Source organism: Marinobacterium rhizophilum DSM 18822 (assembly GCF_000378045.1).
Taxonomy (GTDB): Bacteria; Pseudomonadota; Gammaproteobacteria; order Pseudomonadales; family Balneatricaceae; genus Marinobacterium_A; species Marinobacterium_A rhizophilum.
In genome coordinates this window covers 110,784-134,813 of the sequence record NZ_KB899096.1, presented here as the reverse complement: position 1 = coordinate 134,813, position 24,030 = coordinate 110,784, and the positions used below count along the sequence as shown (strand labels likewise).

Here is a 24,030-nt window from a genome sequence, read left to right as displayed (position 1 = left end):
GATCAGCATTTGATATTCCGCTGCCTGAGTGGGCGTTCATTTTACGGCCGGGGGCTCGGGCAGGCTCTCATGTTCGCTGTGCAGCAATGCCTGCTTGCGTTCAATACCCCAGCGATAGCCGGACAACCCGCCATCGCTGCGAACCACGCGATGGCAGGGAATGGCAACGGCGAGGGCATTAGCGGCGCAGGCGCCGGCAACCGCGCGGACCGCCTTGGGTGAGCCGATACGCTCGGCGAGCTCGGCGTAACTTAGCGTTTGCCCCGGTGGTATATCCCGCAGCGCAAGCCATACCCGTTGCTGAAAGGCCGTGCCTCGAATATCCAGTGGCAGATCCAGACCGCTGGCCGGATGATCCACGAAGCCGGCCACCAGCGCGACACGCTGCATGTAGGCCGCATCGCCCGGCACCAGCCGAGCCCTGGAAAAACGTTGTTGCAGATCCTGCAGCAGCGCATTCGGGTCGTCCCCGAGCAAAATGGCGCAGATGCCCAGCTCACTTTGTGCCACGAGGACAGCACCGAGGGAGCAGTCCCCAACGGCAAACTGAATCTGCATGTTGGCGCCTGCCGCGCGGTAAAGTCCGGGAGTCATGCCAAGTACCTGGGTCGATTCTGCATAAAAGCGGCCACTGGAGCCGTAACCGGCATCGTTAAACGCATCGGTGATCGTATCCGCCTGGTCCAGTGCATCACGAAGACGCCGGGCCTGCCGGGCTTTGGCGTACTGGTGGGGTGTAAGCCCGGTGAATTGCTTGAACACGCGGTGCAGGTGATATCGACTGAGTCCTGCGCTCGCGGCGAGTTCGGCCAGCGTCGGAAGCTGTGGCGCCGCGTCGATCATTCGACACAGCGCGGCAATCTTTGCGCGCTGCTGCGTGCCTGCCGAGGCTTGATCGGGCCGGCAGCGCTTGCAGGGCCGGAACCCGGCCCGCTGCGCCTCCTGCGCGGTATTAAAAAAGTCGACATTTTCTGGCCGGGCGGCTCGCGACGGGCAGCTGGGCCGGCAATAGACACCGGTGGTCTTTACGCCATAGACAAACTCACCGTCCGCGTCAGGATCGCGCCGCAGCACGGCGCTCCAGCGCGCATCTGCGCAGGAGGCCTGACTTTGCTGCTCTGGTTGCTGAGCTTGTTTGCCTGCTGCAGTCATGGATCTGCTGCTCCGGATTCATCACGCTGTTGTGTTCGGTCTCCACTGTAGCGGGGCGGGGCCCACAGGTCACTCCGACTCTTGCTGTTGAATTCCACGAGTTAAAAAACGATCACATTTTACGCAGGGTCATCCGCGATCGTGCCGGCCGGCGGGATTTTTCGCTTTCGCTGTTGACCCCTGAAGGCATTGCTGTATTATGCAGCGCCTTGAGGCTGGATGGCAGAGTGGTCATGCAGCGGACTGCAACTCCGTGTACGCCGGTTCGATTCCGACTCCAGCCTCCATTATTTCCCCTTTCTGCTCCTCTATTTGTCATCTTCCGGCGACGGTGTCGCTGCTTTAGGTTATCCTGCTGTTTTCATTGGCTCTATTGCACGATTACACGCGTCGGTCGCAATTGATACTCATGAATTACAATACGTATTATGTATCATTAATATGAAACCAGGTTCCGATACACGCCAAAAAGTGTTTGTGGCGGCTGATCAGCTGCTTGAGCAGGGTCTGCGCCCGACGCAACAGAATGTGCGCGAACTGATCGGCAGCGGCAGTCTGACGACGATCAACAAGGCTCTGGGTGACTGGTGGAAGTCGCTGGGCGAGCGCATTACGCGGCGCAACCAGCACCCCGAAGTACCGGAGGCGGTTCTGCTTAGCGCCGGCAAGCTGTGGGATCAGGCACTGGGCTATGCTGAGCAACGCTTTCTCGAACAGCGCACCCAGCTGGAACAACAGCATCGCGAAAACCTGGAGAAAATCCGCCAGGATGACCTTGCCGTGAGTTCCGACCTGCGCCAGCTGCAGGAACAGAATGCCAGGTTGCTGGAGCGCAACGAGCAGCTATCCGTGCAATTGGAGACCAGCCAGGCGGAGCGTCTGCGCCAGGAAGAGCGCTTGATTCGCCTGGGATCCGAGAATGAAGATCAGGCCCGTCAGCTCAAGCAGCAGGCGCTGCTGCAAGCGCGAGACTCGGGCAGCGCCGATACAGAACAGCTACTTGACCTGCGTGTGCGCCTGAAGATTCAGGAAGAGGACGGCAAGCGCCTGCAGCGCAGCAATGATACGCTGGCGCAGGAAAATGCCAGACTGCGCCAACAGCTACAGGAGCAGGAACGCAGCCTGATGGCGCGCGTCCACCAGCTTGAACTTGAGCTTGCACGTCGTGAAAGCAAGACGCTGTCACGCGGTTAAATGCTTTGTACAATGCAGGGTATTGACGCTTTGGTGCCTTGCCTTGCCTGATTCATTTCTGATGCTGCTGTACGGGTATAAAAATGGATATAACACTCGAAGATGATGCCGATTACGCCACGATTGTGGATGCCTTGCGACGCTGTGGCGCCGAGGATGCCGTATGCTGCGGCACGGAACTATTGTTTAATAGCGCCAAGCAGGCACTGGTACAGGAAAAGCTGTCTGGTGTGACACTGCAGTTACTTGATTCCGACGGCTATGCGATACGCCAGGTAACGAGCCGCCGGCGCGCCAATCAGCCAGCCGTGCCGGACCGGCTCAATGACCGGCAGATCACGGTCATACGGGCGCTGGAAAAAGTACTGCGCCACTGCCAGAAAGAGGGCATTCAGCTGATCGGTTACAGTGATGAACTGGTCGCGTTGCCGGCCCAGATCAGGCCCGAAGCCATGGCTTCTTCCTGTGCGCTGGATGTAGAGACCTATGGAGCTTATCGGGGGGCTGAGGCAGTGACGCCAGATGCGGGCCCCCTTATTAACGATGTATTACCTTAGGTATACGTAGTTAAATACTGATTTATAAGGAATAATATGGGCCCTATACGTGTACTGCTTGCTGACGACCACCCCGTTGTCCGCGACGGTTTCCAGCGCATCCTGGAGTCCGACGAGCGTATCCAGATTATCGCCAGTGCGAGCAGCGGTCACGAGGCCTTTGAGCAGTTTCGCGCCGTTAAGCCGGATATCGTGGTTCTGGATCTCACCATGCCAAGCCAGGAGGGCGCACCCGACAACTCCTCCATCAGTGGCGGCATGGAGGCCATCAGGCGGATTCTTGCCCATGACTCCCGTGCCAAGGTACTGGTATTGTCCAGTTGCGAAACCAAACCCTACCCAAGTCAGGTCATTGGTGCCGGCGTTAAGGGCTACCTGACCAAGCGCTGCGCACCGGCAGAACTGATCGATGCAGTGGTTCGAGTGAACCTGGGGGAGCGCTATTTTTCGCCGTCGATCCAGGACCAGCTGGATGATTCAGCAGGGGACAGCTCGCCGGTAAATCAGCTCAGTTCCCGCGAGCTGCAGATTTTTGTCATGCTCGCCAGCGGGCATTCGGTGTCCCAGATTGCCGAAGAAGTTTTCCTCAGCCCCAAGACGGTGCATGCCCACCGCTCCAATATCAAGCGCAAACTCAACCTCAAGGCCAATGCCGAAATTGTGCACATGGCAATGCGACACGGCCTGATCGACCCTTAACAGGGTATTGAACGGCCTCATCGAGGCAGGCGAGGGTGCCGGCACCTTGATGCCAGTCGCGCAGCTCGCGACGACCGGGTCCATACTGTGACTGTAACCTTTGGCTAAGGAGTTGCCATGCGACAAATGGAAACCTCCAGTGAGCTTCTGCTCGAAACCAGTTTTATCTGGCACGAAATTAACGTCGGAGACCTGATCCGGCTTGAAGCCGATCTGGAGGTCGATGGTGTACCGCAGCTCAGGTCCGCCTCGCAATATGAGGTATTGGCCAAGCTTTCCCCGGCGCCCAGCCACCAGGTTTTTGTAGTGCAGTCCGATATCACCGCAGAGCTGGTACAGGTGTACCCCTTTCTGATCAGCAGCTACGACAACCGCACATCGCCAACCTGCCTCATGTAAAGTTACGTTATCGCTCTGTAACCGCCGCCCTGCTGCGCTGGCGCATATGAAAGCGTCGCACGGGCGCAGCAGTGCATCCTGCCGTGCATGCTAATGTGTCGTCTGTTTATTTCCCCGTTTTAAATTCGTCATATTAATACCGGATGGAGCCCATGACAGACGCAGCCTTCAGCCTTGTTAAGCAGTATTACCAGGCCTTTAACGCCGGCGACATGCCCGCCTTTCTGGACTTGCTGACCGAAGACGTTGTACACGACATCAATCAGGGCGGCAGAGAGATTGGCAAAGAGGCCTTTGCTGCGTTCATGTCCCGCATGAACGAATGTTACGAAGAGAAGCTGGTTGATATCGAGGTTATGGTCAGTGCCGATGGCCAGCGCGCGGCGGCCGAATTTGTCGTACTGGGGCGTTACCTCAAGAGCGATGAGGGCCTGCCGCCCGCCACCGGGCAACAGTACCGCCTGCCCGCCGGCGCCTTCTTTGAATTGCGCGAGGGAAAAGTGGCGCGCATCACTAATTATTACAACCTCAATGACTGGCTGGAGCAGGTTGGCGCGGCGGTTTAACTTTCTGTCAGGCACTGCATCCTTGCGTTCGTCGTCCTGAGGCCCTATAAACTGTGCCTCAGTACGGGCGACGCACCTCGCGAGCGCTCTAATACAGGGAGCGTTGCATCCGCTTGACCCCCACGATCTCTCCGCCGTTGCTTGTTCGGCTGTTTGCACGACAGCTGGGCTGTCATTGGACACGCCTGACAGTGGATTCCGACGGGCTGCATGTCTGCCTCGCGGATGCCCCTGCACAGTTAATTCCCTGGTCAGATCTGGCCGTGGACCCGCGCCTGCACACCGGCACACTGTTCCACCGTCTTGCAATGCCTGACGCTGAAGCCGAAGACGGCGCGCCTGGGCCCGCGATGCCCATGCTGGGCTGGATCGGACGCTGGCACCGCCACTTCTGGCGTGCGTTCGGCCAGCAGTTGCACCAGCAGCACACTCCCGACTTCGCACAGCAGCTGCAACGCATCGAAGCCAATGTCAGGCGCGCCTATGTGCGCAGCTCAACCTGGTCACAACTGCAGGCCCAGGCCGCCGCCGTTCTGTCACGCAGCGAAGCCGGCCTGCTGCACGCACCGGCCCGGCCGAATATCCACTACCAGCGCCTTAAACGCATTGCCAGTGGCGATGCGTGCCTTTTGCAACGCTACCGGGAACATTACCTCGACACCCAGCAGGCGCGTCACAGCGCACTGTTTGAACGTATCGAACGTCTTCCTCTGACCTCCAGTCAGCAACGCGCCTGCATGACCCTGGATGACGGCAACCTGGTACTGGCCGGTGCAGGCAGCGGCAAGACCAGCACCCTGATCGGGCGCGCAGCCTACCTGATTGCCAGTGGCCAGGCGCAACCCCAGGACATACTGCTATTGGCGTTTGGGCGCCAGGCGGCCAGCGAAATGCAACAGCGCCTGCAACAGCGTCTTGGTATCGCGCTGGATGCAACGACCTTTCATGCGCTGGGGCAACGTATTATGAGTGCAGTGGAAGGCCGCAGGCCGCGAATCAGTCCGCTCGCCCAGGATGACGCCAGGCTCGGGCGCTGGATGTCCCAACAGCTCGAAGCCCTGCTGGAGACACCAGAGTATCGGCGCCAGTTGCTGGATTACATGGTGCTTTTTGCACACCCATCGGACACACCCTTCGACTTTGCCAGTGCAGAGGAACACCAGCGCTTTTTGCATGCCAGCGCCGTGCGCTCCCTGGCCGATGAGCCGGTGCACAGCACCGCAGCCTGCATGATAGCCGACTGGCTCTGGAGTCAGGACATAGACTATCGCTACCAGCCGGCCGGGATCTACGCCGTACCGGAAGGCGCAGGGGGTCACACGGCGCCCGTCCCCGATTTCTACCTGCCGGCGCAGGACATCTGCATTGATCTCGTATTGCTCGACGAAAACGAGGCCACACCGGCCTATCTAGAGCCTGTCGCCTATCGGCAGCAACTCGATGCCCTGCGCCATACGGCACGAGCAAAAAGTCAGCGCCGTATCGAGTTATTCCATTACCAGCAGGCGGACGGCAGCCTGATCGACACCCTGGCCCGGCAGCTCGCGAAGCAGGGTGTCGCGCCGCAACCCAAACCGGACCCGTCGCGACTGGAGCGGCTGCAGGCGCGGGGGCTGCTGCAACCCTTTTGCGAGTTGCTTACCCAGTTGCTGCGCGTTAGCAGGAGCGTACCGCACGATACTGATCAGCTGCAGGCACGCATTGATACGCGCCACGAATCGCAGCGACTGGAACAGGGGTTGGCACTGCTACAGCCCTTGCAGGCGCGTTACCGGGCACAGCTGCAGGCGGATGGCGAGATCGATTTCGACGACATGATTGCACGGGCACTGGAGTACGTGGAGCAGGGGCGTTTTGCTTCGCCGTGGCAGCACATTCTGGTGGATGAATGCCAGGACATATCACTTCTGCGCGCCCGCCTGATTCGAGCATTGCGCAATACCGTGCCGGGCGCTGCACTCTTCGCCGTGGGCGATGACTGGCAATCGATCTACCGCTTTGCCGGCAGTGATGTGGGACTGACGACCGGCTTTGCCGACTTCTTTGGTCCGGCCTCAATAACCGCGCTGGACCAGACCTTTCGCTTTAACAGCAGCATCGGCGCCCTGGCGTCCCGTTTTGTGCTAAAAAACCCTGCCCAGCTGCCCAAGCAGCTGCGCAGCGGGGCCGAGGTCGACGCGCCTGCGGTCTCGATGCTGAAGCACCACAGTCGTGCCCCCGCGGCGGATCCTGCGGTGCTGGAACGCGTACTGCAGGCCGTGTGCCAGCGCAGTGGCGATCAACACAGCAGCGTGCTGATCATGGCGCGCAACCGCTTCAGCTTGCCCGACAGCGCTCGCCTGGCGCAGCTGCAGCAGCGATTTGGGCAGGTTCAACTGGACGCCTGCACGCTGCATGCAGCCAAGGGACGCGAGGCTGATTTCGCCATTATTCTCGGGCTCGAGAGCGGCAAATATGGTTTTCCAGCCGACCGCAGTGTGCATCCGTTGCTAGATGCCTTGCTGCCGGGCGGCGAAACCTTCCCCCATGCCGAAGAGCGGCGCCTGTTCTACGTGGCGCTGACCCGTGCACGCCACAGGGTGTATCTGCTCTACAACGGCAATCGCCCGTCATGTTTCATCACAGAATTGCTCACCGACCCTCAGTACCTGCTCGAGCGCAATGAATTCGAGCCGCTTAACGCAGCCGCTCACTGAGACCGGCTGCGACCTTTAGGGTTGCCGGCGCGTGCCCTGTGCAACAGGGTGGCGTTGTACATGACTAGAAAGATGGCACAAATATTGGCCAGAGTCGGTCTTACCTACAACACTAAAGAAAAGCTCTATCCAGAGGGATAGTGGGGATTCTGTAAAACTGGCCGATCGGTGAAGAGGATACGCAGGGGTCAGGGGAGGTGAGCGATGCGACGCTTTTTCGCAGGGCTCGCGCTGTTGGGCCTGTTGTCGATATCGCCCCTGAGCGCGGATGACCGGGTATTCCCGCCCGGCGCGGCAATTCACCCGCTGTGTTTTGACCAGCTCCTGAACGGACTCACCGGCGACAGCCCGTTCGGCCCGGTCATTTGCGATAGCATGCCCGGCAAATACCCGGTGTTTATCTTTCCCGGTCACGATGCCGCAGACCTGACCTACACCGCACAACGTGTGAGCGACGAGGGCTATAATCAGGGCTTTATTGCCTATGCGGTCGCAGGGCACTGGCCGAGCAAGACCGGTAATGACAAATGGACGTTGTTTGAAGTCACAGCGGGCAACGGCCTGGGAAACCTGAGCAGCTCCATCTGGCTACTGCTGCAGCCCGATGGCACGCAGGTGGTAAAACCGCTGCTCTATGTGCCAGGCGGAGACCGCTGTAACGATGGCGCACTGCGCGTGTCAGAAGTGGGGTCTGAACGGCTGATTTTTCTGTCGGCAGCCACACCCTTTCGTCTGCTGAACCCGACCCGGCTCAACGAATGGCGCCTGTTTATGCAGCAGCATGAAAGACAGCAGGAACAGGACTCGACCAGCGCGCAGCCACAGCCCCCCTTTATGGACTGGAAACCCTACGTAGACGTCGCCAATGATGCCGGCGCCTGTGCCGGCGGTGTTATCAAGTCGTACAACTTCCAAACCGATACGCTTGATGTACTGGGCGTGCGGATTGACCCCCGTGCCTTCCTCGGTGTCCATCAAGGCTCCAAGCAGGCCTGTATCAATGACTGGCTCAAGTCACAGGACCGTTTCAGATCAAGGGGCGTGCAGGACCTGGACCTGGATGAATGGGATGCCATGCTCAGTACCCTGGAACCCGCCTGCGCCCAGACGACAGCCGGAAACCATCACTGAAAGGCCGCAGACTGAAGCCGTATCCTCAGACGCCCAGCCGGTCACGCAGGCTGTAATACCAGGCCCCCATGGCTGTCAGCGGCACCCGCAACAGGCGCCCACCCGGGAAGCTGTGTTGCGGCAGTCCGGCAAACACATCAAAGCGCTCGGATTCACCCCGAATTGCATCGCAGATCAGGCGCCCCGCCAGGTGTGAGCTGGCGATGCCGTGGCCGCTGTACCCCTGCGCATAATAGATATTGTTGCCAATGCGGCCAAACTGCGGCAGTCGCATCAGGGTCAGCAGGAAATTGCCCGTCCAGGCGAACTCAATCTTGACGTTGGCCAGTTGCGCAAAGGTCTTGAGCATATTGGGCCGAATCAGCTGCTCGATCCTGCCGGGCTCGCGGGCACCGTAGGTAACGCCGCCTCCGTAGATAAGCCGGCCATCACCACTGAGGCGGTAATAATCCAGCAGATAGTTGCAGTCTTCGACACACTGCCCCTGGGGCAGCAACGTCTGCTGCATTGCTGCACTGAGCGGCTCGGTGGCCAGCACCTGGCTACCGCAGGGCATGGATTTTTGTGCCAGCTGCGGAATGAGGCCGCCGAGATAGGCGTTACCGGCAACAACAACATGCTCAGCGCTGACCGAGCCCTGCTCAGTATAGAGCCGCACGCGCGAGCCCTGCTCGACGCGCACGACCTGCGAGTCTTCGTAGATCACGCCGCCAAGTGACTCCAGCGCGGCGGCTTCTCCCAGCACCAGGTTAAGCGGATGGAAGTGCCCGCCGCTTTTGTCCAGCAGACCTCCGGTGTAGCGACTCGAGCCGATATAGTGACGAATGCTGTGCGCATCCAGCATTTCCAGTTGCTGATGGCCGTATTTCTCCCACAGGCGTTTCTTGCTGGCCATCTCATCCAGCTGGGCGTTGGTGCAGGCCGCAAAGATACCGCCATCCTTCAGGTCGCACTGGATAGCGTAGCGCTTAACAAAGTCACGAATAATGCGGCCGCCTTCAAATGCCATGGCCCCCATGGCATTGGCGGTATCCGCGCCATAGTTGCGTTCGATAAAATCCATGTCACGGCTGTAACTGTGCACAATCTGGCCGCCGTTGCGACCCGACGCGCCAAACCCAATGCGGTTCGCTTCCAGTACGATCACACTGAAGCCCTGTTCAGCCAGATGCAGTGCACTGGACAGGCCAGTAAAACCGGCGCCAATAACGCAGACATCCGCCGTCGCGTCGCCCGCCAGCAATGGCCGCTGCCGAGTATCATTGGCGGAAGCGGCATAGTAGGACGCAGTATGCTGTTTTTGTGTCATTTTGATTCTCATTGCCCGCGCAGGTCGCTGGACGAGAGCAGGCCGTTCTGTGTACGAATAGAGGGGGCTGACAAACATATTGCTGACAACGATAACGCACGCTATTCCGGTAGCTGAATTGACTTGATCTCGACAAACTCATCCAGACCTTCATCGCCCCATTCGCGGCCGTTACCCGAGTGTTTATAACCCCCAAATGGGGCGCTGTAGTTCCAGCCCGCGCCGTTCAGGCTTACCTGGCCTGCACGCAGTCGGCCTGCAATGTGTTGTGCCTGTTCGGTATCTGCAGCCCATACCGCAGCGGCCAGTCCGTAGGGCGTATCATTGGCCTGGCGAATGGCGTCCTCGAGATCATCAAAACTCAGCAAGCACAGTACCGGGCCAAAGATCTCCTCCCGGGCAACACGCATGTCGTTGGTTACGTCGGCAAGTAGCGTGGGGCGAACATAGCAACCCTGTTCCAGCCCGGGGAGCGGTTCGGTACCGCCGCATACCAGTCGGGCGCCTTCTTGCAGACCGCCGCGTATGGCATCCAGTACGCGCGCCTGGTGTGCGGCCGAGCTCACAGGCCCCATAAAACTGTCGCTCAGCTGCGGGTCGCCCACCTGGATGGCGTCGACTTCGCGACGGGCCAGCGCAACAGCCGCACTGTAACGGCTGCGCGGCACCAGCATGCGGGTGAGGGCGCAGCAGATCTGGCCGGAGTTGACCATGACGTCGCGCACGCCAAAATGGATTGCCGCCGCAAGATCGGCATCCTCGGTGATGATCAGCGGCGACTTGCCGCCGAGTTCCTGGCAGACCCGCTTCACATCCGGTGCCGCCATCTGCGCAATCCGTACACCCGCCCGGGTTGAGCCGGTAAAAGACACCATATCAACCTCAGGGTGGGTGCACAGTGCTTCACCGATGCTCGGTCCATCTCCGGTGACAAGGTTGAATACACCGGCTGGCAGGCCTGCATCGTGCGCGACCTGGGCAAAAATGAGCGCATGCAGCGGTGTGGTTTCAGCCGGCTTGAGCACCATGGTGCAGCCCGCGGCCAGTGCTGGCGCGACCTTGCCCACCAGCTGATGCAGTGGCACGTTCCAGGGGGTGATAAAGGCGCACACGCCAATGGCTTCACGCAGGATCAGCGAATGTCCTTCGCGGCGCACCTCATCCATTTTAGCCGCCCGGGCCACAAAAGAGCGCATGCCGGTGATGGGGCCCGCTACCTGCCAGCCACGGCTCAATTGCAGTGGCATGCCCATTTCCCGGCTGATGGTACTGGCCAGTTCTTCGCTGCGCGCTTTCAGCCCGACACAGATGCGCTCGATGCAGGCGGCGCGCTCGGCAGAGGAGGTCACAGACCAGGCAGGGAAGGCCCGCCGGGCTGCCTGCACCGCCAGATCGACGTCTGCGCTACTGGCATCAGTGACCCGGGCATGCACGCTGCCCGTGGCAGGGTTCACCAGCTCCCGCGCAGCGCCACCGGCTGGGACCCAGCCGCCGTCAATGTATATTTCGGTTAAGATTTCCATGCCAACACCTTGATATTCAATAAATTAGAATTCTGGTCGTGCGCCTGTCGATCTGTGCTGTACAGCGTAGCGCTAAAGAACTGCACTCGGCCCTGTCAAAGCGTCGACAGGTACCACTGGGTTTCAAGTTCGCTGACATGGCGCTCAAACTGGCTCAATTCATCAGATTTGCAGCAGTCATACAGATCAATGAAGTCGCTCCCCAGGTAGTGACGCAGCACCTCACTCTCGCGCAACTTTTGCAGTGCATCCGGCATGCGGATCGGCAAACCAATGGACTCATCAGCAAAAGCATTGCCCTCGGTTTCGGGACCCGGCTTGCATTCCTGCTGCAAACCGTAGTGCACACCGGCCAAAAGCGCGCTCATCACCAGGTAGGGATTGGCGTCGGCACCCGATACGCGGTGCTCAATGCGGGTGGCGGACTCCGGCCCCGCCGGAATGCGAACGGCGACAGTGCGGTTGTCATAGCCCCAGTTGGGCGCAATTGGCACGTAATAGCCGGGCTGCAGGCGACGGTACGAGTTGACGTTGGGGCAGAACAGCGCCATGGATGCCGGCATTATTTCCAGTACGCCGCCCACCGCGTGCTCCAATAGTTTTTGATGCTCGGCAAACATATTATTGCCGTTCGCATCCAGCAGGCTGATGTGAATATGCATGCCATTGCCGGCTTCGTCGCTATAGGGCTTGGCCATAAAGGACGCCTCCATGCCGTGCTGTTCGGCAACGGACTTGATGACCCGCTTAAGCAGCAGCGCGTTATCGCAGGCCACCAGCGCATCGTCCTGGTGTTTTAGATTGATTTCGAACTGACCCGGCGCGTTTTCCGCCACGGCGGTATCGGCCGGAATATCCTGGTCTGCCGTGTACTGAGCGATTTCCTCCAGCAGGTTGGCATAGTCATCCAGGTTGGTGATCGAGTACACCTGGGTGTGTTCATCGCGCTTGCCGCTGCGCGGCGAGACCGGCGGTTGCGGCCGGCCTTCCTCATCCCGTTCCTGGTCAATGAGGTAGAACTCAAGTTCGACCGCCACCACCGGTGTGAGACCGAGGGCGTCAAATTTCTTCAACACTTTCGCCAGCACGTGACGCGGGTCGCCAAAGAAGGGGGAGCCGTCTTCCTCGTACATGTGCATCATCAGCTGGGCCATCGGACGACGCTGCCAGGACGCCAGCTTGAGTGTGCCGGGTTCGGGTTTGCAAATGCGGTCGGGCTCGCCAATCTCCAATCCCAAGCCGCAGCTTTCAACCGTATTACCGGTGATATCGAGGGAAAACAGCGAGGCAGGCAGGTTCACGCCATCCTCATACACCTTTTCCAGCCCTTCGCGTTCGATGCGCTTGCCTCGAATCACGCCGTTAAGGTCGGGAATCAGCAGATCAATGGCCTCCATGTCAGGGTTCTGTTTCAAAAAGGTAGCGGCTTCGATGTGCTGACTGTGGGAAGACATGGTCTTGTCCTTGCTTACTTTGATCACGCCAGGGCGTGGGCGGGCCGAAGGCGGCCATAACAAACCCATTCATGTGTTTGTTATACCGATCAGTTTAGCGATTACGAATTCTGCCGGTCAAGATCGCATGATCAGTTTATTGATCATAAGATCCTATCCGGGTGGCATTTTTGGCTATATGTGTTCCCTTATATTCTTCAATGTAGCAAAATCGAGTCATGCACCGAGACCGGAAGCGCGACAGGATATTCTCAGGCGATGAATATATAGATCAATCGAGAGGCAGCATGAAAACCCAGTCAGACCCATTAACGCCGCGCCCACTGGTGGGCATTTCGTCCTGCACCAGTGTGGTGGGTCTGCATCGCTTTCACATGGTGGGCGACAAGTACATTCAGGCCGCCCGCCACGGTGCTGAGGTTTCAGTGCTGTTAATGCCTGCGCTGGGCGAAGAAAGTGTCTGTCTACTGCCGCGACTGGACGGTATTCTGCTCACCGGCAGCTATTCCAACGTTGAGCCAAGACACTACGGTGCGCCACTGCAACGGGAAGACATGCAGACCGACCCGCTACGGGACTCGACGACGCTGGCACTGATTCGCGCAGCCGCGGCGCAAAAGATCCCGGTACTGGGAATCTGCCGCGGCTTTCAGGAAATCAATGTGGCACTCGGTGGCACCCTGCACCAGGCGGTGCATGAAGTGACGGGGCTGCAGGACCACCGCGAATGCAAGGCTGAATCCTTGCAGCAGCAGTACGCCACCCGCCATCCGGTTGAGCTTCAGCCCGGTGGCCTGCTGGCACAAATGATGAACAATGTTCTGACCCAGCAGGTAAATTCACTGCACGGGCAGGGGGTAGAGCGTCTGGCTCCTGGCCTGCGGGCCGAAGCACGGGCACCCGATGGGCTGATCGAGGCCTTTAGCCTGGCGGATACCGCAGCAGGCTTTTTGCTGGGCGTACAATGGCACCCGGAATGGCAGCTGGAGCAGCATCCTTTCTATCAGGCGATTTTTGCGGCTTTTGGCAATGCCTGCCGAGCCCGGACCCAGACACGCAACGGCTGAGGGCGCATGCCATGCCAAGAAGCCGCCAGCGATCAATATCAACACCAGAACAGGAGTCCCCAGCGTGGATGTAGGTGACCGACTCAAGAAAATTCGCCAGATCTATGGCTTCTCGCAACGGGAACTGGCCAAGCGGGTTGGCCTGACCAACAGCACGATTTCAATGATTGAACAGAATCGGGTCAGCCCGTCGGTCAGCTCACTCAAAAAAATTCTTGATGGCATTCCCATGTCGGTCACCGAGTTTTTTACCGTGGATCTGAATGCCCACGAGAAGGTGGTGTACCGCCCGGATGAACTGATTGATATCGGCAGCGACGGCATTGAACTGCGCCTGGTGGGCAGCGTTGAAAACAAATCGAGCCTGGCCCTGCTGATCGAAAGCTACGAACCCGGCGCCGACACGGGCACCGAGATGATGGCCCACGAGGGCGAAGAGGCCGGCACCGTCATTGAAGGCTCCATCGAGGTGACCATTGGCGGGGAAGTGCATCGCCTGGATGCCGGTGACAGCTATTCGTTTTCAACCCAGATTCCGCACCGCTTCCGCAATCGCAGCAAGAAAACCTGCCGTATTGTCAGCGCCCATACACCACCGACCTTTTGAACGGGGCACGCTGTCACTGCATCTTTAAGAGATCCTGGCTGCGCGTTTTAGGCGGCAGCATAAAGCGCTGATCGGCGTAGCGGGGCGGCCAGACAATGTGCGCCTCACCGTTGTATAACTGCGCCAGCGGAAAGAAAAAGCCTTCCATAAAGCTGCCGGTCATGACTTCGTTGGGCGAAAGGGCGCGGGGATGTGGCTTGCTGGAAAACTGGTAGCGATTCCACACACCGCGATAAGGACTGCGATAAAGCGTCCGCACCAGGTCATCCAGCGCCAGGCTCGCGGTAGCATTGAGCATACGGATCGCCATGCGCGTGTAATCGTAATGCAACCCGGCTGCCGCGATACTGGGCATGTCACTAAACAGCGTACGGTAGCGACGCACCCACCACTGCTGCCAGAGCGCAATTGGCATCGCCGAATCCATCGTGATGATGTAGTCCGAGCTGCTGCCGGTATAGGCATACCAGTCGCGGGTCCAGCGTATCCCGTGCCCCAGCAACAGCGCATCCACCTGCTGCTCGCGGAACTGGCGCACAAAGCGCGCCGCCGCCTGGATGCCCGTGGTGGTCATGGCCACCAGGGAGATGTGCTGCTCGCGGTAACGGGTTAGCAGCGGCGTGAAATCGTCCTGTTCAATCGAGGTAAGGTCTGGTACATCGACACTGAACCCCGTCGACTGCAGACTGGCGCGCAGCGCCTCACCCCAGCCTCGTCCATAAGCACTGTTCTCTACCATGATGGCCGCACGGTTTGTTGCCGGCCGCCAGAGGCCCTGGTTTCTCAGATACTGCAGTGGCTCGCCATAACGGGCCGCCAGCATTGTGGGCGAAGGCCAGCCCTTGAACCAGCCACGGTATCGGGTGTAATCCTGGTTCAGCCGATCCGCGATCGCCTGGGCTTCACCGAGGTGTCCAAGGTGCAGAATCCCGTAAGGCGCTTCAGTGTCCATGAGTGCCAGGGCGACATCGGAATGCCACCCGCCCACCATCAGGCTGACATGATCCTCGTCGATGGCGCGCTTCACCGCATCAACCGCTACAGCCGGATTCGAAGCAGTATCAATCCAGACCGGCCGGATATCATGGCGTTGCCCTGCCAGTAGCAGCGGAATTTCGCCGTCTGCCCGGGCATCCATCAGGGCCATCAGCACACCGCGGCGCATATCGAGCCCGGTATCCTGGGCCGGCCCAGTAAAAGGCCCGCAGAACCCGACTTTCAGGACACCAAGATCTGCATTCTCCTTGGCGTCGGCTGGCCACCCCAGCAGTGCGCCGGCGCCAAGCGCGGCGCCCTGCAGCAGCTGCCGGCGCGTGACGGAACCCGCCTCGGCTGGATGGTTGTGCTGGCTCGGCTGCGGCATGGGCGTCCCCCGGAGGTCCTGAATGAGCAAATCAACTATCCATTAGCCTAGCTCAGTCTTGACTTCGAGCGACGCTCAACGCGAGCTGACGCCGTCGCCATACATCATCGCCAAAAAGCCGCTAACCTTCACACAGGGTAATCGGAATGCAGCACCCGCTCTCAAACGGCTGAGGCTGCCCGAATGCCACGGATACTCGAAGTTTGCCGACGTTTCACTAACCGGATCGAAGCCGATGCGTTTTCCTGGCACTGCCATGCTGCGGCGAAATCTCAAAGCCCGCATGACTGCTTACATATTGCTGGTGTCATTGCCCGTGGTCATCACCCTGGCCGTGGTGTCCTATATGCTGTCGGCCAGCATTTTGCAACGCATGGCCATCGACCGGTTCGACGTGATTGCCGAGCAGCGAGAGCGGGAGATCTATGCGTTTATGACCGATCAGGCCGACATCGTGCGTAAAATCGCCGCTGTCGACGAGCTGCGGGATGCCATCAGTGGACTGCTGAGACTGTCGCCGGGCAATCAGCAGTATCAGGCGACCTATATGGCCATGGCCGACACGCTATTCCGTTCTACCTTCCTCGACTATGGCTCGGCCGCGGCCACCGACCTGACCGGACTGATGCTGCTGAACCAGGAGGAAGGCAGGGTTTTCTTTTCTACCGACCCGGACCAGGAAGGCGAGGTTTACAACACTGACCCGTTCTTTATCGAAGGCCGCGAACATACCTATATCCAGCCGGTGTACCTGGCGCCCGATACCGGCCTGCCGACACTCATCGTCTCCACGCCGCTGACCGGTCGCGATGGCGAGCCACTGGGTGTGCTTGCCGCCCGAATCCGGGTGCCGGTGCTGGTTGATATCGTCAGCCAGCGCAGCGGATTGGGACGTACCGGTGAGTCCTACCTCGTGGATACCGGCCATCATTTTCTATCGATGGCACGTTTCGGCGCCGAGGCCTATCCCAGCGGCGCTCACAGCCAGGGGATCGACACCGCGGTACAGGGGCAAAATGGATCCGGGCTCTATACGAACTACGCCGGCCAGGCCGTCATCGGCAGCTATCGCTGGTTGCCGGATCTGGAACTGGCCCTGTTGACTGAAATTCGTGTCAGCGAAGCGCTGCAGCCGGCAACCCGACTGGGCTGGCTCATGCTGTTGCTCGGTCTGGCCGCCGTGGCGCTTCTGGCACTTGGCACCTACCTGATCGCCCGGCAGATCGCTCGGCCGATCCTGGCGGTGACCGCCACGACACGGCAGATTGCCACAGGCGATCTCAGCATTCGGGCAAAGGTTATGACCGAGGATGAAACCGGCGTCCTGGCGCACAACTTCAATCGCATGATCGACAGACTGCAGGTCACCCTGGCGGACCTTGCCCTTGAACAGAAAAAATCCGAACAGCTACTGCTCAACATACTGCCGGGCCCCATCGCCGAGCGGCTGAAGGAGGGTGAGGACACCATTGCCGACAGTTTCGCGGAGGTGACCATTCTGTTCGCTGATATCGTCAACTTCACCCCGATGTCATCCAACCTGCCAGCGGTGGAGCTGGTCAGTCTGCTGAACGAAATATTTTCCGAGTTTGACCGCCTGAGCGAACTGCACGGACTGGAGAAAATCAAAACCATTGGCGATGCCTATATGGTGGGTGCAGGCCTGCCGATTGAGCGCAAAGACCATGCCCGGGTCATTGCCGAAATGGCGCTGGACATGCTGGAAGCCATCAACAGCTTCAATCAGCGTCATCAAAGTGACCTGCACATGCGCATCGGCATTAACAGCGGGCCCGTTGTGGCAGGGGTTATCGGCACCCACAAGTTTATCTATGACATCTGGGGCGATGCGGTCAATATCGCCGCACGCATGGAATCCCAAGGCGTTGAAGGCTGCATCCAGGTAACTGAAAACACCTGGAAGCACCTGCGCAACGATTACCTGTTCGATGATCGCGGCCTGATCAGCATCAAGGGCAAAGGCAAAATGCACACCTATATGCTGCGCGGGCGAAAGCACCACGCGCCCACCGTGGCCAGCGTTGAGTGACATTAAAAAAGCTATGTATTTGATGCACATTACGATCTAACATTTTGTAATTAAGGGGATTTTCATGATCACAGCCTACATCAGCCATGTCGACTGCGAGCTGCATGAAATGGGCGCCAGCCATCCCGAAAGCCCGCAGCGCCTGCAGGCCATCACGGCACAACTTGGCGCCAGCGGCCTGCTAGAACAGCTCGACTGTCTGACGCCCACCGCGGCCATCCGCGATCAGCTCGCACTGGCCCATCCGGGCAGCTACATTCACGAGATTGAAGCGCTCTGCCCGCGGCAGGGATACAACTACGCGGATCCGGATACCGCGCTGAACCCGCACAGTTTTCACGCTGCGCGCCTGGCCGCAGGTGCTGTGCTGCTTGGTACCCAAAGGGTCGTTAGCGGCAGCTGCCACAATGCCTTTTGTGCCGTGCGCCCGCCGGGGCATCACGCTGAGCATGCAAGCGCCATGGGCTTTTGCCTGTTCAACAATATCGCCCTCGGGGTGGAGTGGGCGCTGCAGCAAACTGCTGTCGAACGGGTTGCCGTGCTGGATTTCGATGTGCACCACGGCAACGGCACCGTCGATATATTCAAGGACCGACCCGAAGTCCTGGTGTGTTCGAGCTTTCAGTACCCCTTTTATCCGTTTCGCTACCAGGACATCCAGCGTCCCAATATCGTCCATACACCGCTGCCGGCGGGAACCGCGAGCAGTGCCTTTCGCCAGGCGATCGAGCGCGACTGGCTGCCGGCACTGGCTCGGCATCGCCCGGACATGATTTTCATCTCGGCGGGCTTTGATGCACACCGCGACGATCCCCTCGGGCAATTGCAGCTGGACACTGAAGACTTCCACTGGATTACGGGCCTGATCGGGGAGGCCGCCAGTCGGTATGCTGGCGGGCGCATTCTGTCGGTGCTTGAAGGGGGTTATAACCTGCCGGCACTCGGCCGCAGTGCCGAGGCACACCTGCGGGCATTGCTGGAAGCGCATTAGAGAGCACGAGGCTGGGCACCTGTTTACTAACCCCCGTCACGCACCAGTGCCAATGCGGCCTGGCCGATAGTTGCGCGACTCGGCAGGGTCGCCGTCGCCGCCGGACCCAGCGCAATAAAGCTGTCTTCGGCACAGAGGCGTTTTAGCCGTGGTGGCACGTCGATCTGCTCGATCAGCAATGTCATCAGGGCTTCGCTGATGGAACCACTGCGCCGGCATTCATCCACGATCAGCACGGCCTCGCAGTCCCACACCGCCTCCACAATGGCGGCATCTGGCAGGGGCTTTAGCCAGCGCAGATCAATCAGGCGCAATGCGATGCCCTGTTCGGCGAGATCACTGGCCGCCTGCCGACTCAGGTAATAGCCATTGCCATAACTGATGATGGCCAATTGCCGACCATCACCCTCCACACCAATTTCGCCCAGCGCTATCGGTGTGCTGTCACGTGCGGGCACATAGTCGAAACTCCAGAGCCCATCGCCGGCTACGAGGAGGTCCCGCACCATGTAAAGCCCAATGGGCTCGATGAACACGACAACGCGCTGCTCTTCGCGCGCCAGGCGAATACATTCGCGCAACAGCCCGGTGGCATCACGCCCGCTGCTCGGGCACGCCATAATTAACCCCGGGATATCACGAAACACGGTAAGGCTGTTGTCGTTGTGGAAGTGACCACCAAAGCCCTTTTGATACCCGAGCCCGGCAATGCGGATCACCATTGGGTTGCTGTACTGCCCATTGGAGAAGAAGCTGAGACTCGCCGCCTCGCCACGGATCTGGTCCTCGGCATTGTGCACATAGGCCAGGAACTGGATTTCGGGCACCGGAATAAAGCCGTTGTGCGCAGCACCCAGCGCGAGTCCCAGAATACTCTGTTCGTCCAGCAGGGTATTGATCACGCGATGCTTGCCGAACTTTTCGCACAGTTTGCCGGTGACATTGTAAACGCCGCCTTTAGGGCCGATATCTTCGCCCATTAGCAGTATTTCGCTGTGTGTGGCCATCAACTCCGCCAGCGTCCAGTTCAGCAACCGCGCCATGGGCTGAGGCTGAGCCAGCAGGGTCCGGTCACGGGCAAACAGGGTTTCAAGCGCTTGCGCGTCAAGTGGCGCCACTGCTGGCACGGCGCGCGGCGGCGGCACGATGGGCGCCATCACTTCAGCCGCCGTGGCGAGCCTGGGCCTGCCAATGGCACGCTCCGCCATCACATCAACTTCGACTGCCGTACTCTGGTAAAGCGAAATGATCTGATCAGCCTTTAGAAGGCCGAGTTCAATCAACAGGCGGGCCGAATGCAGCAACGGGTCTTGGGCCTCAGTTTGTTCTATTTGCGCGGCGCTCAAATAGGCGCTCTGGGCGTCCGAGCCCGCATGGCCAAGCAGGCGCACACAGCGCATATGCATGAATACGGGTCGGTGATGACGCCGTGCCAGCTGCTCGGCCTGTCGCGCACAGCGGTACGTATCGAGCAAGTTGAGGCCGTCGCAACTCAGGTAGTGCAGACCCGGGCGCTGGCTGAAACAGGCGGCAATCCATCCCTGTGGCGTGGGGGTCGAGATGCCAATGCCGTTATCTTCACAGATAAACACCAGCGGCAGCGGAAGCTTCTGATAGCCCGTCCAGCAGGCACTGTTAACGGCGCCCAGTGCCGTGCTGTGATTGGCCGAGGCATCACCAAAGGAACAAAGCACGACGCCATCCGCAGGCAGGGCACCGCGATGCTTGAGCCGCCGCGCCAGCGCAATGCTCAGCGCCGTGCCAAGCGCCTTGGGCAGGTGAGAGGCGATGGTGCTGGTCTGTGGCGGTACAAATAGCGCCGCACTGCCGAGCACCTTGTGCCGCCCGCCCGACATCGGATCTTCACTGGACGCCACGAAGGACAACAGCATGTCCCAGATCGGATATGAGCCACCGGCCTGGCGGGCACGCTGCAGCAAGAAGGCTGCATCGCGGTAATGCAGGAATGCCATGTCATCCGGCCGAAAAGCCGCAGCGATGGCGGCATTACCCTCATGCCCGGCACTGCCGATGGTGTAGAAGGATTCACCCCGTGCCTGCAGTTTTCGTGAGCACAGGTCGAGCTGACGGCTCAGCACCTGGCTCTCGAACAACTGCAGCAATTGCGCTGCACTGAGGCCCGCATCCTGCAGGCTCAACCGAATAGCAGGCTCCGGAAGATCGCCGCCTTCTACCCGCTGCACGAAGTTTTGGTCGACAATCTCGGCTCGACTCTGCATGGCCATGTCTCCCTGAGGTATTCTCAGAGTATGGCCGAGGCGGCGGCAGTTAGCCGGCTGGCAACGGATCCCAAAGCTGGGGTATGCTTTTTTGTTTGCGCCGGTGCCATACCCAATGTCCGCCAATACCCTTGAAGTAAACCGCACGCGCTTTCGCTTTGACGACCACGAGGCCGTATGGCTGTTCGGCTACGGCTCGCTGATCTTCAAGGCGGACTTTCCCTTTATTGAGCGGCGTAGCGCCAGCATCACGGGCTGGTCACGTCGCTTTTGGCAAGGCTCCCACGATCACCGTGGCACCCTTGAGGCGCCCGGACGCGTCGCAACCCTGATCGAAACCCCGCAGGCGCGCTGCAAAGGCATGGCCTATCTGATCTCGCCACAGGTGTTCGAGCAGCTGGATTTTCGCGAAAAGAATGGCTATCTGCGCTTTTGCACCGAAATGACCTTCGATGACGGTCGTCATGCCCAGGGGCTGGTGTATATCGCCACACCCGACAACAGCGCCTTTCTTGGACCTGCGAGCGAAAGCGAAATCGCGCTGCAGATAGCCACTGCCACCGGGCCCAGCGGCCCCAATGCCGACTACCTGCTGCATCTGGCCGAATCCCTGCGCAGTCTCGGCGACCATGATGCGCATGTCTTTGAAATCGAAATGCAGCTGCGCCTGGCGTTAGGCAGCTGCCCGAGGGCACTCAACCCACTGTGAACCACCTGAGTTTGGCGTTCACATCAGACTGACCTCGCTATGGCCAGCATTCTCGAACGGCCGCCCGTAACCCAGTCCGCATAGATACAAATATGGATAAAAATCTCCAGAGAGACTAAACTGAAGCCCATGTATCGTATAACAGGGCTGTCATCATGAAGCAGGGCGTCGAACTGGGACAGCAGGACCCCAGGCGGGTCTCACAGGTTTCCCTCAAGGTATTCTTCAATATCGCGTCGGCATGGCATCTGAGCCGTGAACAGGAACAGATTCTGCTCGGCGAACCGGCGCGTTCCACCTTCTACAAGTGGCGCAAAGGCGAGGGGCCCGCATTGCCGCGCGATACCCTGGAACGGATTTCCTACGTAATGGGTATCTACAAGGCGCTGCGTATCCTGTTTCCAACCGAAGAACAGGCCAACGCCTGGCCTGGCAAGGCAAACGCCTATTTCGGTGGCGAATCCGCGCTTGCGGTGATGCTCAAGGGCAGCCTGATCAACCTGGCCGATGTGCGCCGCTATCTGGATCACGCCCGAGGCTAGAAGCCCTTTACCAGTGGTCACTGGTTCCATGCCATTTACACCGAATCGTTCACCCTTAAAGGCCTTTATTCATGCATGCCATGCCGGCACTGATCGACCTTGACTGGGACAAGGCGCACCGTCTGGTGCCGAGTCACTTTCCCCCCATCAGTCTGTTTGAAACCGTGGCTGATCCCGCGGATCTGGAAATCGTTTATGCCGTGGAAGCCCTCACCAATGACCGCTTGCGCGATGAGGCAGGCGAGCTGCGCCTGGTGGCCGCACCAGACCGCATAGCCGGCCCGGGCTCCACACCCGTCATGGCGGCCTTTACGCACATCGGCGTGGCGAGCCGATTCACCGATGGCCGGTATGGCGTTTATTACGCCGCCCGAACCCTGCAAACCGCCATCGCCGAAACGCGCTATCACCGCGAGACTTTCCTGCGGGCGACCCAGGAACCCGATACCGAACTGACGCTGCGTGAATATGTCGGCAAGGTGGCACAGCCGCTACACGACATTCGCGCAGAGAATTTTTGCGAGCTGCACCAACCCGACAATTACGGACCGTCACAGCGCTTCGCTCGCCAGTTGCGCGAGCAGGAAAGCCCCGGTCTTTACTACCCCAGCGTGCGGGATAGCGGCGGAGAATGTCTTGCGGCCTTCAAGCCCCGCGCCTTGACCATTCCGGTACAGGGCAGTCATTACCGCTACGTATGGAGCGGCCATGCCCAGGCGATTACCGCCGTGCTGAAGGTTGAAGCCGTTGCCTGACATGTGGCGCTAACATTTAAATTAAACGCTTTAAATACAGAAGGTTATCGGCTTAATTGCCCAGTCAACATGAAGTAAAAAGGCAAGGCAGGGCACCGAACAAGGCCACCCCGCGGGACACCTGGACGCGTTCTTACAAAGCGCTTGAAAAGACCTTTTTCAGCAGCTCTGTACTGCGGGCGGCCGGGTTTTCCCGAATGCGTTTTTCTTCAGCCGCAATCATCGTGAACAGGCCATCCGTTGCCTGTTCGGTCACATAGGTATCGAGATCCAGTGCACCCAGGCTTGCGACATTGCCAAGCATTCCAGCTTGTGAGGACATGACCTTATAAGCGCTGGTCACACCCACCTTGTTTGTGGCATCCGCGACAATAGGGCGCATCAACGCGTTCAGCTTGTCGCTGTTTTTGGCGCGCAGATACGCTGTTGCTGCGTCGTCCGACCCTTGCAGTATGCTGCGGGCATCCTCAACTGACATGTCCCGAATCGTGTCGACGAACAGGTCGCTGGCCAGCGGCACAGCTTGCTCGGCCGCGCGGTTCATGGTGGTGATGAAATTATCGGCCAGCGCTCCCTGGCCCGTCGCACGCAGACCTTTTTCAACGATCTGCAGCTGCATTGGCAAGGAAATCCGTACCGCCGGGTTATCGAGGTAACCACCTTCGGTGCCCAGCGATGCGACCGCAGTTTTTGAACCCTGTATCAGGGCTTCTTTGAGTCCGCTGGTGATATCGCTGTTGGAAAGACCCGCAATCGCGGCATCGGTCGCAGCTGTATTAGCCGTTGTATTATTAGCACCCTGGATTTGCGTCATGGTGTCCTGCGCCTTGTTCAGCACATCTTTCCAGTCTGCATAAGAGTTCAACGACGCGCCGAGCAGGCTCGCCACAAGAATGGGGGTCGACAGGTAATGCAAGCGTGCCATGGGTTCTCCGATGAACTGATGAAGGTGCAGCTTAATTAATACAAAAAGACCGCAAGTATAAAGGATCACGTAACCGAAAAAAGGCCAGCTTAATAGCTACC

General features: G+C 59.3%; 21 protein-coding genes and 1 tRNA gene. 15 read left to right on the top strand and 7 right to left on the bottom strand.

Going from position 1 to position 24,030, the window contains the following annotated elements; genetic code table 11:
• Positions 1–36 precede the first annotated feature (36 nt).
• Positions 37–1,152 carry a bifunctional DNA-binding transcriptional regulator/O6-methylguanine-DNA methyltransferase Ada gene (ada, locus tag F451_RS0110665; RefSeq protein ID WP_020681361.1) on the bottom strand — a complete coding sequence of 372 codons (1,116 nt, stop codon included), beginning with the start codon at positions 1,150–1,152 and terminating at the stop codon, positions 37–39.
• Between the two features lie 213 nt (positions 1,153–1,365).
• Between ada and F451_RS0110660 the strand changes: the two genes are divergently transcribed.
• From F451_RS0110660 to F451_RS0110625, 8 genes are all read left to right on the top strand, one after another.
• A tRNA-Cys gene (locus F451_RS0110660) sits at positions 1,366–1,439 on the top strand.
• A gap of 154 nt (positions 1,440–1,593) precedes the next feature.
• Positions 1,594–2,346, top strand: a complete 753-nt coding sequence (locus F451_RS0110655; RefSeq protein ID WP_020681360.1) for a DNA-binding protein — start codon at positions 1,594–1,596, stop codon at positions 2,344–2,346.
• An 83-nt stretch (positions 2,347–2,429) separates the two neighbouring features.
• The gene (locus F451_RS0110650) at positions 2,430–2,903 is read left to right on the top strand and encodes a hypothetical protein (RefSeq protein WP_020681359.1); all 474 of its coding nucleotides are present in this window, start codon (positions 2,430–2,432) and stop codon (positions 2,901–2,903) included.
• Between the two features lie 36 nt (positions 2,904–2,939).
• Positions 2,940–3,602, top strand: coding sequence for a response regulator (locus F451_RS0110645; RefSeq protein WP_020681358.1), 663 nt, complete (start codon positions 2,940–2,942; stop codon positions 3,600–3,602).
• A 117-nt stretch (positions 3,603–3,719) separates the two neighbouring features.
• Complete coding sequence (locus F451_RS0110640; protein WP_156826446.1) at positions 3,720–4,001, top strand: hypothetical protein; 282 nt, start codon at positions 3,720–3,722, stop codon at positions 3,999–4,001.
• Positions 4,002–4,153: 152 nt separating this feature from the next.
• Positions 4,154–4,567: a ketosteroid isomerase-related protein gene (locus tag F451_RS0110635; protein WP_020681356.1), complete on the top strand. Its 414-nt coding sequence runs from the start codon at positions 4,154–4,156 to the stop codon at positions 4,565–4,567.
• Positions 4,568–4,680: 113 nt separating this feature from the next.
• Positions 4,681–7,263 carry a UvrD-helicase domain-containing protein gene (locus tag F451_RS25340; RefSeq protein ID WP_020681355.1) on the top strand — a complete coding sequence of 861 codons (2,583 nt, stop codon included), beginning with the start codon at positions 4,681–4,683 and terminating at the stop codon, positions 7,261–7,263.
• Positions 7,264–7,467: 204 nt separating this feature from the next.
• Positions 7,468–8,394: a hypothetical protein gene (locus F451_RS0110625; protein ID WP_020681354.1), complete on the top strand. Its 927-nt coding sequence runs from the start codon at positions 7,468–7,470 to the stop codon at positions 8,392–8,394.
• A gap of 25 nt (positions 8,395–8,419) precedes the next feature.
• Here the strand turns inward: F451_RS0110625 and F451_RS0110620 are convergent, their stop codons facing one another.
• The 3 genes from F451_RS0110620 to F451_RS0110610 all read right to left on the bottom strand — a co-directional run bounded on the left by F451_RS0110620 (position 8,420) and on the right by F451_RS0110610 (position 12,680).
• The gene (locus F451_RS0110620) at positions 8,420–9,703 is read right to left on the bottom strand and encodes an NAD(P)/FAD-dependent oxidoreductase (protein ID WP_020681353.1); all 1,284 of its coding nucleotides are present in this window, start codon (positions 9,701–9,703) and stop codon (positions 8,420–8,422) included.
• Positions 9,704–9,804: 101 nt separating this feature from the next.
• A complete protein-coding gene (locus tag F451_RS0110615) occupies positions 9,805–11,226 on the bottom strand; it encodes an aldehyde dehydrogenase family protein (protein WP_020681352.1) in 1,422 nt (473 codons plus the stop codon).
• A 95-nt stretch (positions 11,227–11,321) separates the two neighbouring features.
• Positions 11,322–12,680, bottom strand: a complete 1,359-nt coding sequence (locus F451_RS0110610; protein WP_020681351.1) for a glutamine synthetase family protein — start codon at positions 12,678–12,680, stop codon at positions 11,322–11,324.
• A gap of 287 nt (positions 12,681–12,967) precedes the next feature.
• Here F451_RS0110610 and F451_RS0110605 point away from each other — a divergent pair, with 287 nt between their 5' ends.
• Complete coding sequence (locus F451_RS0110605; RefSeq protein WP_020681350.1) at positions 12,968–13,747, top strand: gamma-glutamyl-gamma-aminobutyrate hydrolase family protein; 780 nt, start codon at positions 12,968–12,970, stop codon at positions 13,745–13,747.
• Positions 13,748–13,811: 64 nt separating this feature from the next.
• Positions 13,812–14,354, top strand: coding sequence for a cupin domain-containing protein (locus F451_RS0110600; protein ID WP_020681349.1), 543 nt, complete (start codon positions 13,812–13,814; stop codon positions 14,352–14,354).
• Positions 14,355–14,367: 13 nt separating this feature from the next.
• On the opposite strand, the gene F451_RS0110595 is transcribed toward F451_RS0110600, so the two are convergent.
• Positions 14,368–15,717, bottom strand: coding sequence for an ABC transporter substrate-binding protein (locus F451_RS0110595; RefSeq protein WP_020681348.1), 1,350 nt, complete (start codon positions 15,715–15,717; stop codon positions 14,368–14,370).
• A gap of 283 nt (positions 15,718–16,000) precedes the next feature.
• On the opposite strand from F451_RS0110595, the gene F451_RS0110590 reads away from it, so the two are divergent.
• Positions 16,001–17,767: an adenylate/guanylate cyclase domain-containing protein gene (locus F451_RS0110590; protein WP_156826445.1), complete on the top strand. Its 1,767-nt coding sequence runs from the start codon at positions 16,001–16,003 to the stop codon at positions 17,765–17,767.
• Between the two features lie 64 nt (positions 17,768–17,831).
• A complete protein-coding gene (locus F451_RS0110585) occupies positions 17,832–18,758 on the top strand; it encodes a histone deacetylase family protein (protein WP_020681346.1) in 927 nt (308 codons plus the stop codon).
• A gap of 26 nt (positions 18,759–18,784) precedes the next feature.
• Here the strand turns inward: F451_RS0110585 and F451_RS0110580 are convergent, their stop codons facing one another.
• The gene (locus tag F451_RS0110580) at positions 18,785–20,998 is read right to left on the bottom strand and encodes a dehydrogenase E1 component subunit alpha/beta (protein WP_026291675.1); all 2,214 of its coding nucleotides are present in this window, start codon (positions 20,996–20,998) and stop codon (positions 18,785–18,787) included.
• Between the two features lie 115 nt (positions 20,999–21,113).
• On the opposite strand from F451_RS0110580, the gene F451_RS0110575 reads away from it, so the two are divergent.
• From F451_RS0110575 to F451_RS0110565, 3 genes are all read left to right on the top strand, one after another.
• Positions 21,114–21,707 (top strand): gamma-glutamylcyclotransferase, encoded by a 594-nt coding sequence (locus F451_RS0110575; RefSeq protein WP_020681344.1) that lies wholly within the window; start codon positions 21,114–21,116, stop codon positions 21,705–21,707.
• A gap of 155 nt (positions 21,708–21,862) precedes the next feature.
• Entirely contained in the window at positions 21,863–22,249 is a 387-nt protein-coding gene (locus tag F451_RS0110570) for an MbcA/ParS/Xre antitoxin family protein (protein WP_020681343.1), read from the top strand.
• A 71-nt stretch (positions 22,250–22,320) separates the two neighbouring features.
• On the top strand, positions 22,321–23,004 hold the full coding sequence (locus tag F451_RS0110565; RefSeq protein ID WP_020681342.1) for an RES family NAD+ phosphorylase: 684 nt from the start codon (positions 22,321–22,323) through the stop codon (positions 23,002–23,004).
• Between the two features lie 133 nt (positions 23,005–23,137).
• On the opposite strand, the gene F451_RS0110560 is transcribed toward F451_RS0110565, so the two are convergent.
• The gene (locus tag F451_RS0110560) at positions 23,138–23,893 is read right to left on the bottom strand and encodes a DUF4197 domain-containing protein (RefSeq protein ID WP_205624003.1); all 756 of its coding nucleotides are present in this window, start codon (positions 23,891–23,893) and stop codon (positions 23,138–23,140) included.
• Positions 23,894–24,030 lie beyond the last annotated feature (137 nt).

What these genes read in the sequence shown, in the direction of transcription:
- ada (WP_020681361.1), bottom strand. Translation starts at nt 1,152, where the DNA reads ATGACTGCAGCAGGCAAACAAGCTCAGCAACCAGAGCAGCAAAGTCAG.
- F451_RS0110655 (WP_020681360.1), top strand. Translation starts at nt 1,594, where the DNA reads ATGAAACCAGGTTCCGATACACGCCAAAAAGTGTTTGTGGCGGCTGAT.
- F451_RS0110650 (WP_020681359.1), top strand. Translation starts at nt 2,430, where the DNA reads ATGGATATAACACTCGAAGATGATGCCGATTACGCCACGATTGTGGAT.
- F451_RS0110645 (WP_020681358.1), top strand. Translation starts at nt 2,940, where the DNA reads ATGGGCCCTATACGTGTACTGCTTGCTGACGACCACCCCGTTGTCCGC.
- F451_RS0110640 (WP_156826446.1), top strand. Translation starts at nt 3,720, where the DNA reads ATGCGACAAATGGAAACCTCCAGTGAGCTTCTGCTCGAAACCAGTTTT.
- F451_RS0110635 (WP_020681356.1), top strand. Translation starts at nt 4,154, where the DNA reads ATGACAGACGCAGCCTTCAGCCTTGTTAAGCAGTATTACCAGGCCTTT.
- F451_RS0110625 (WP_020681354.1), top strand. Translation starts at nt 7,468, where the DNA reads ATGCGACGCTTTTTCGCAGGGCTCGCGCTGTTGGGCCTGTTGTCGATA.
- F451_RS0110620 (WP_020681353.1), bottom strand. Translation starts at nt 9,703, where the DNA reads ATGACACAAAAACAGCATACTGCGTCCTACTATGCCGCTTCCGCCAAT.
- F451_RS0110615 (WP_020681352.1), bottom strand. Translation starts at nt 11,226, where the DNA reads ATGGAAATCTTAACCGAAATATACATTGACGGCGGCTGGGTCCCAGCC.
- F451_RS0110610 (WP_020681351.1), bottom strand. Translation starts at nt 12,680, where the DNA reads ATGTCTTCCCACAGTCAGCACATCGAAGCCGCTACCTTTTTGAAACAG.
- F451_RS0110605 (WP_020681350.1), top strand. Translation starts at nt 12,968, where the DNA reads ATGAAAACCCAGTCAGACCCATTAACGCCGCGCCCACTGGTGGGCATT.
- F451_RS0110595 (WP_020681348.1), bottom strand. Translation starts at nt 15,717, where the DNA reads ATGCCGCAGCCGAGCCAGCACAACCATCCAGCCGAGGCGGGTTCCGTC.
- F451_RS0110590 (WP_156826445.1), top strand. Translation starts at nt 16,001, where the DNA reads ATGACTGCTTACATATTGCTGGTGTCATTGCCCGTGGTCATCACCCTG.
- F451_RS0110585 (WP_020681346.1), top strand. Translation starts at nt 17,832, where the DNA reads ATGATCACAGCCTACATCAGCCATGTCGACTGCGAGCTGCATGAAATG.
- F451_RS0110580 (WP_026291675.1), bottom strand. Translation starts at nt 20,998, where the DNA reads ATGCAGAGTCGAGCCGAGATTGTCGACCAAAACTTCGTGCAGCGGGTA.
- F451_RS0110575 (WP_020681344.1), top strand. Translation starts at nt 21,114, where the DNA reads ATGTCCGCCAATACCCTTGAAGTAAACCGCACGCGCTTTCGCTTTGAC.
- F451_RS0110570 (WP_020681343.1), top strand. Translation starts at nt 21,863, where the DNA reads ATGAAGCAGGGCGTCGAACTGGGACAGCAGGACCCCAGGCGGGTCTCA.
- F451_RS0110565 (WP_020681342.1), top strand. Translation starts at nt 22,321, where the DNA reads ATGCATGCCATGCCGGCACTGATCGACCTTGACTGGGACAAGGCGCAC.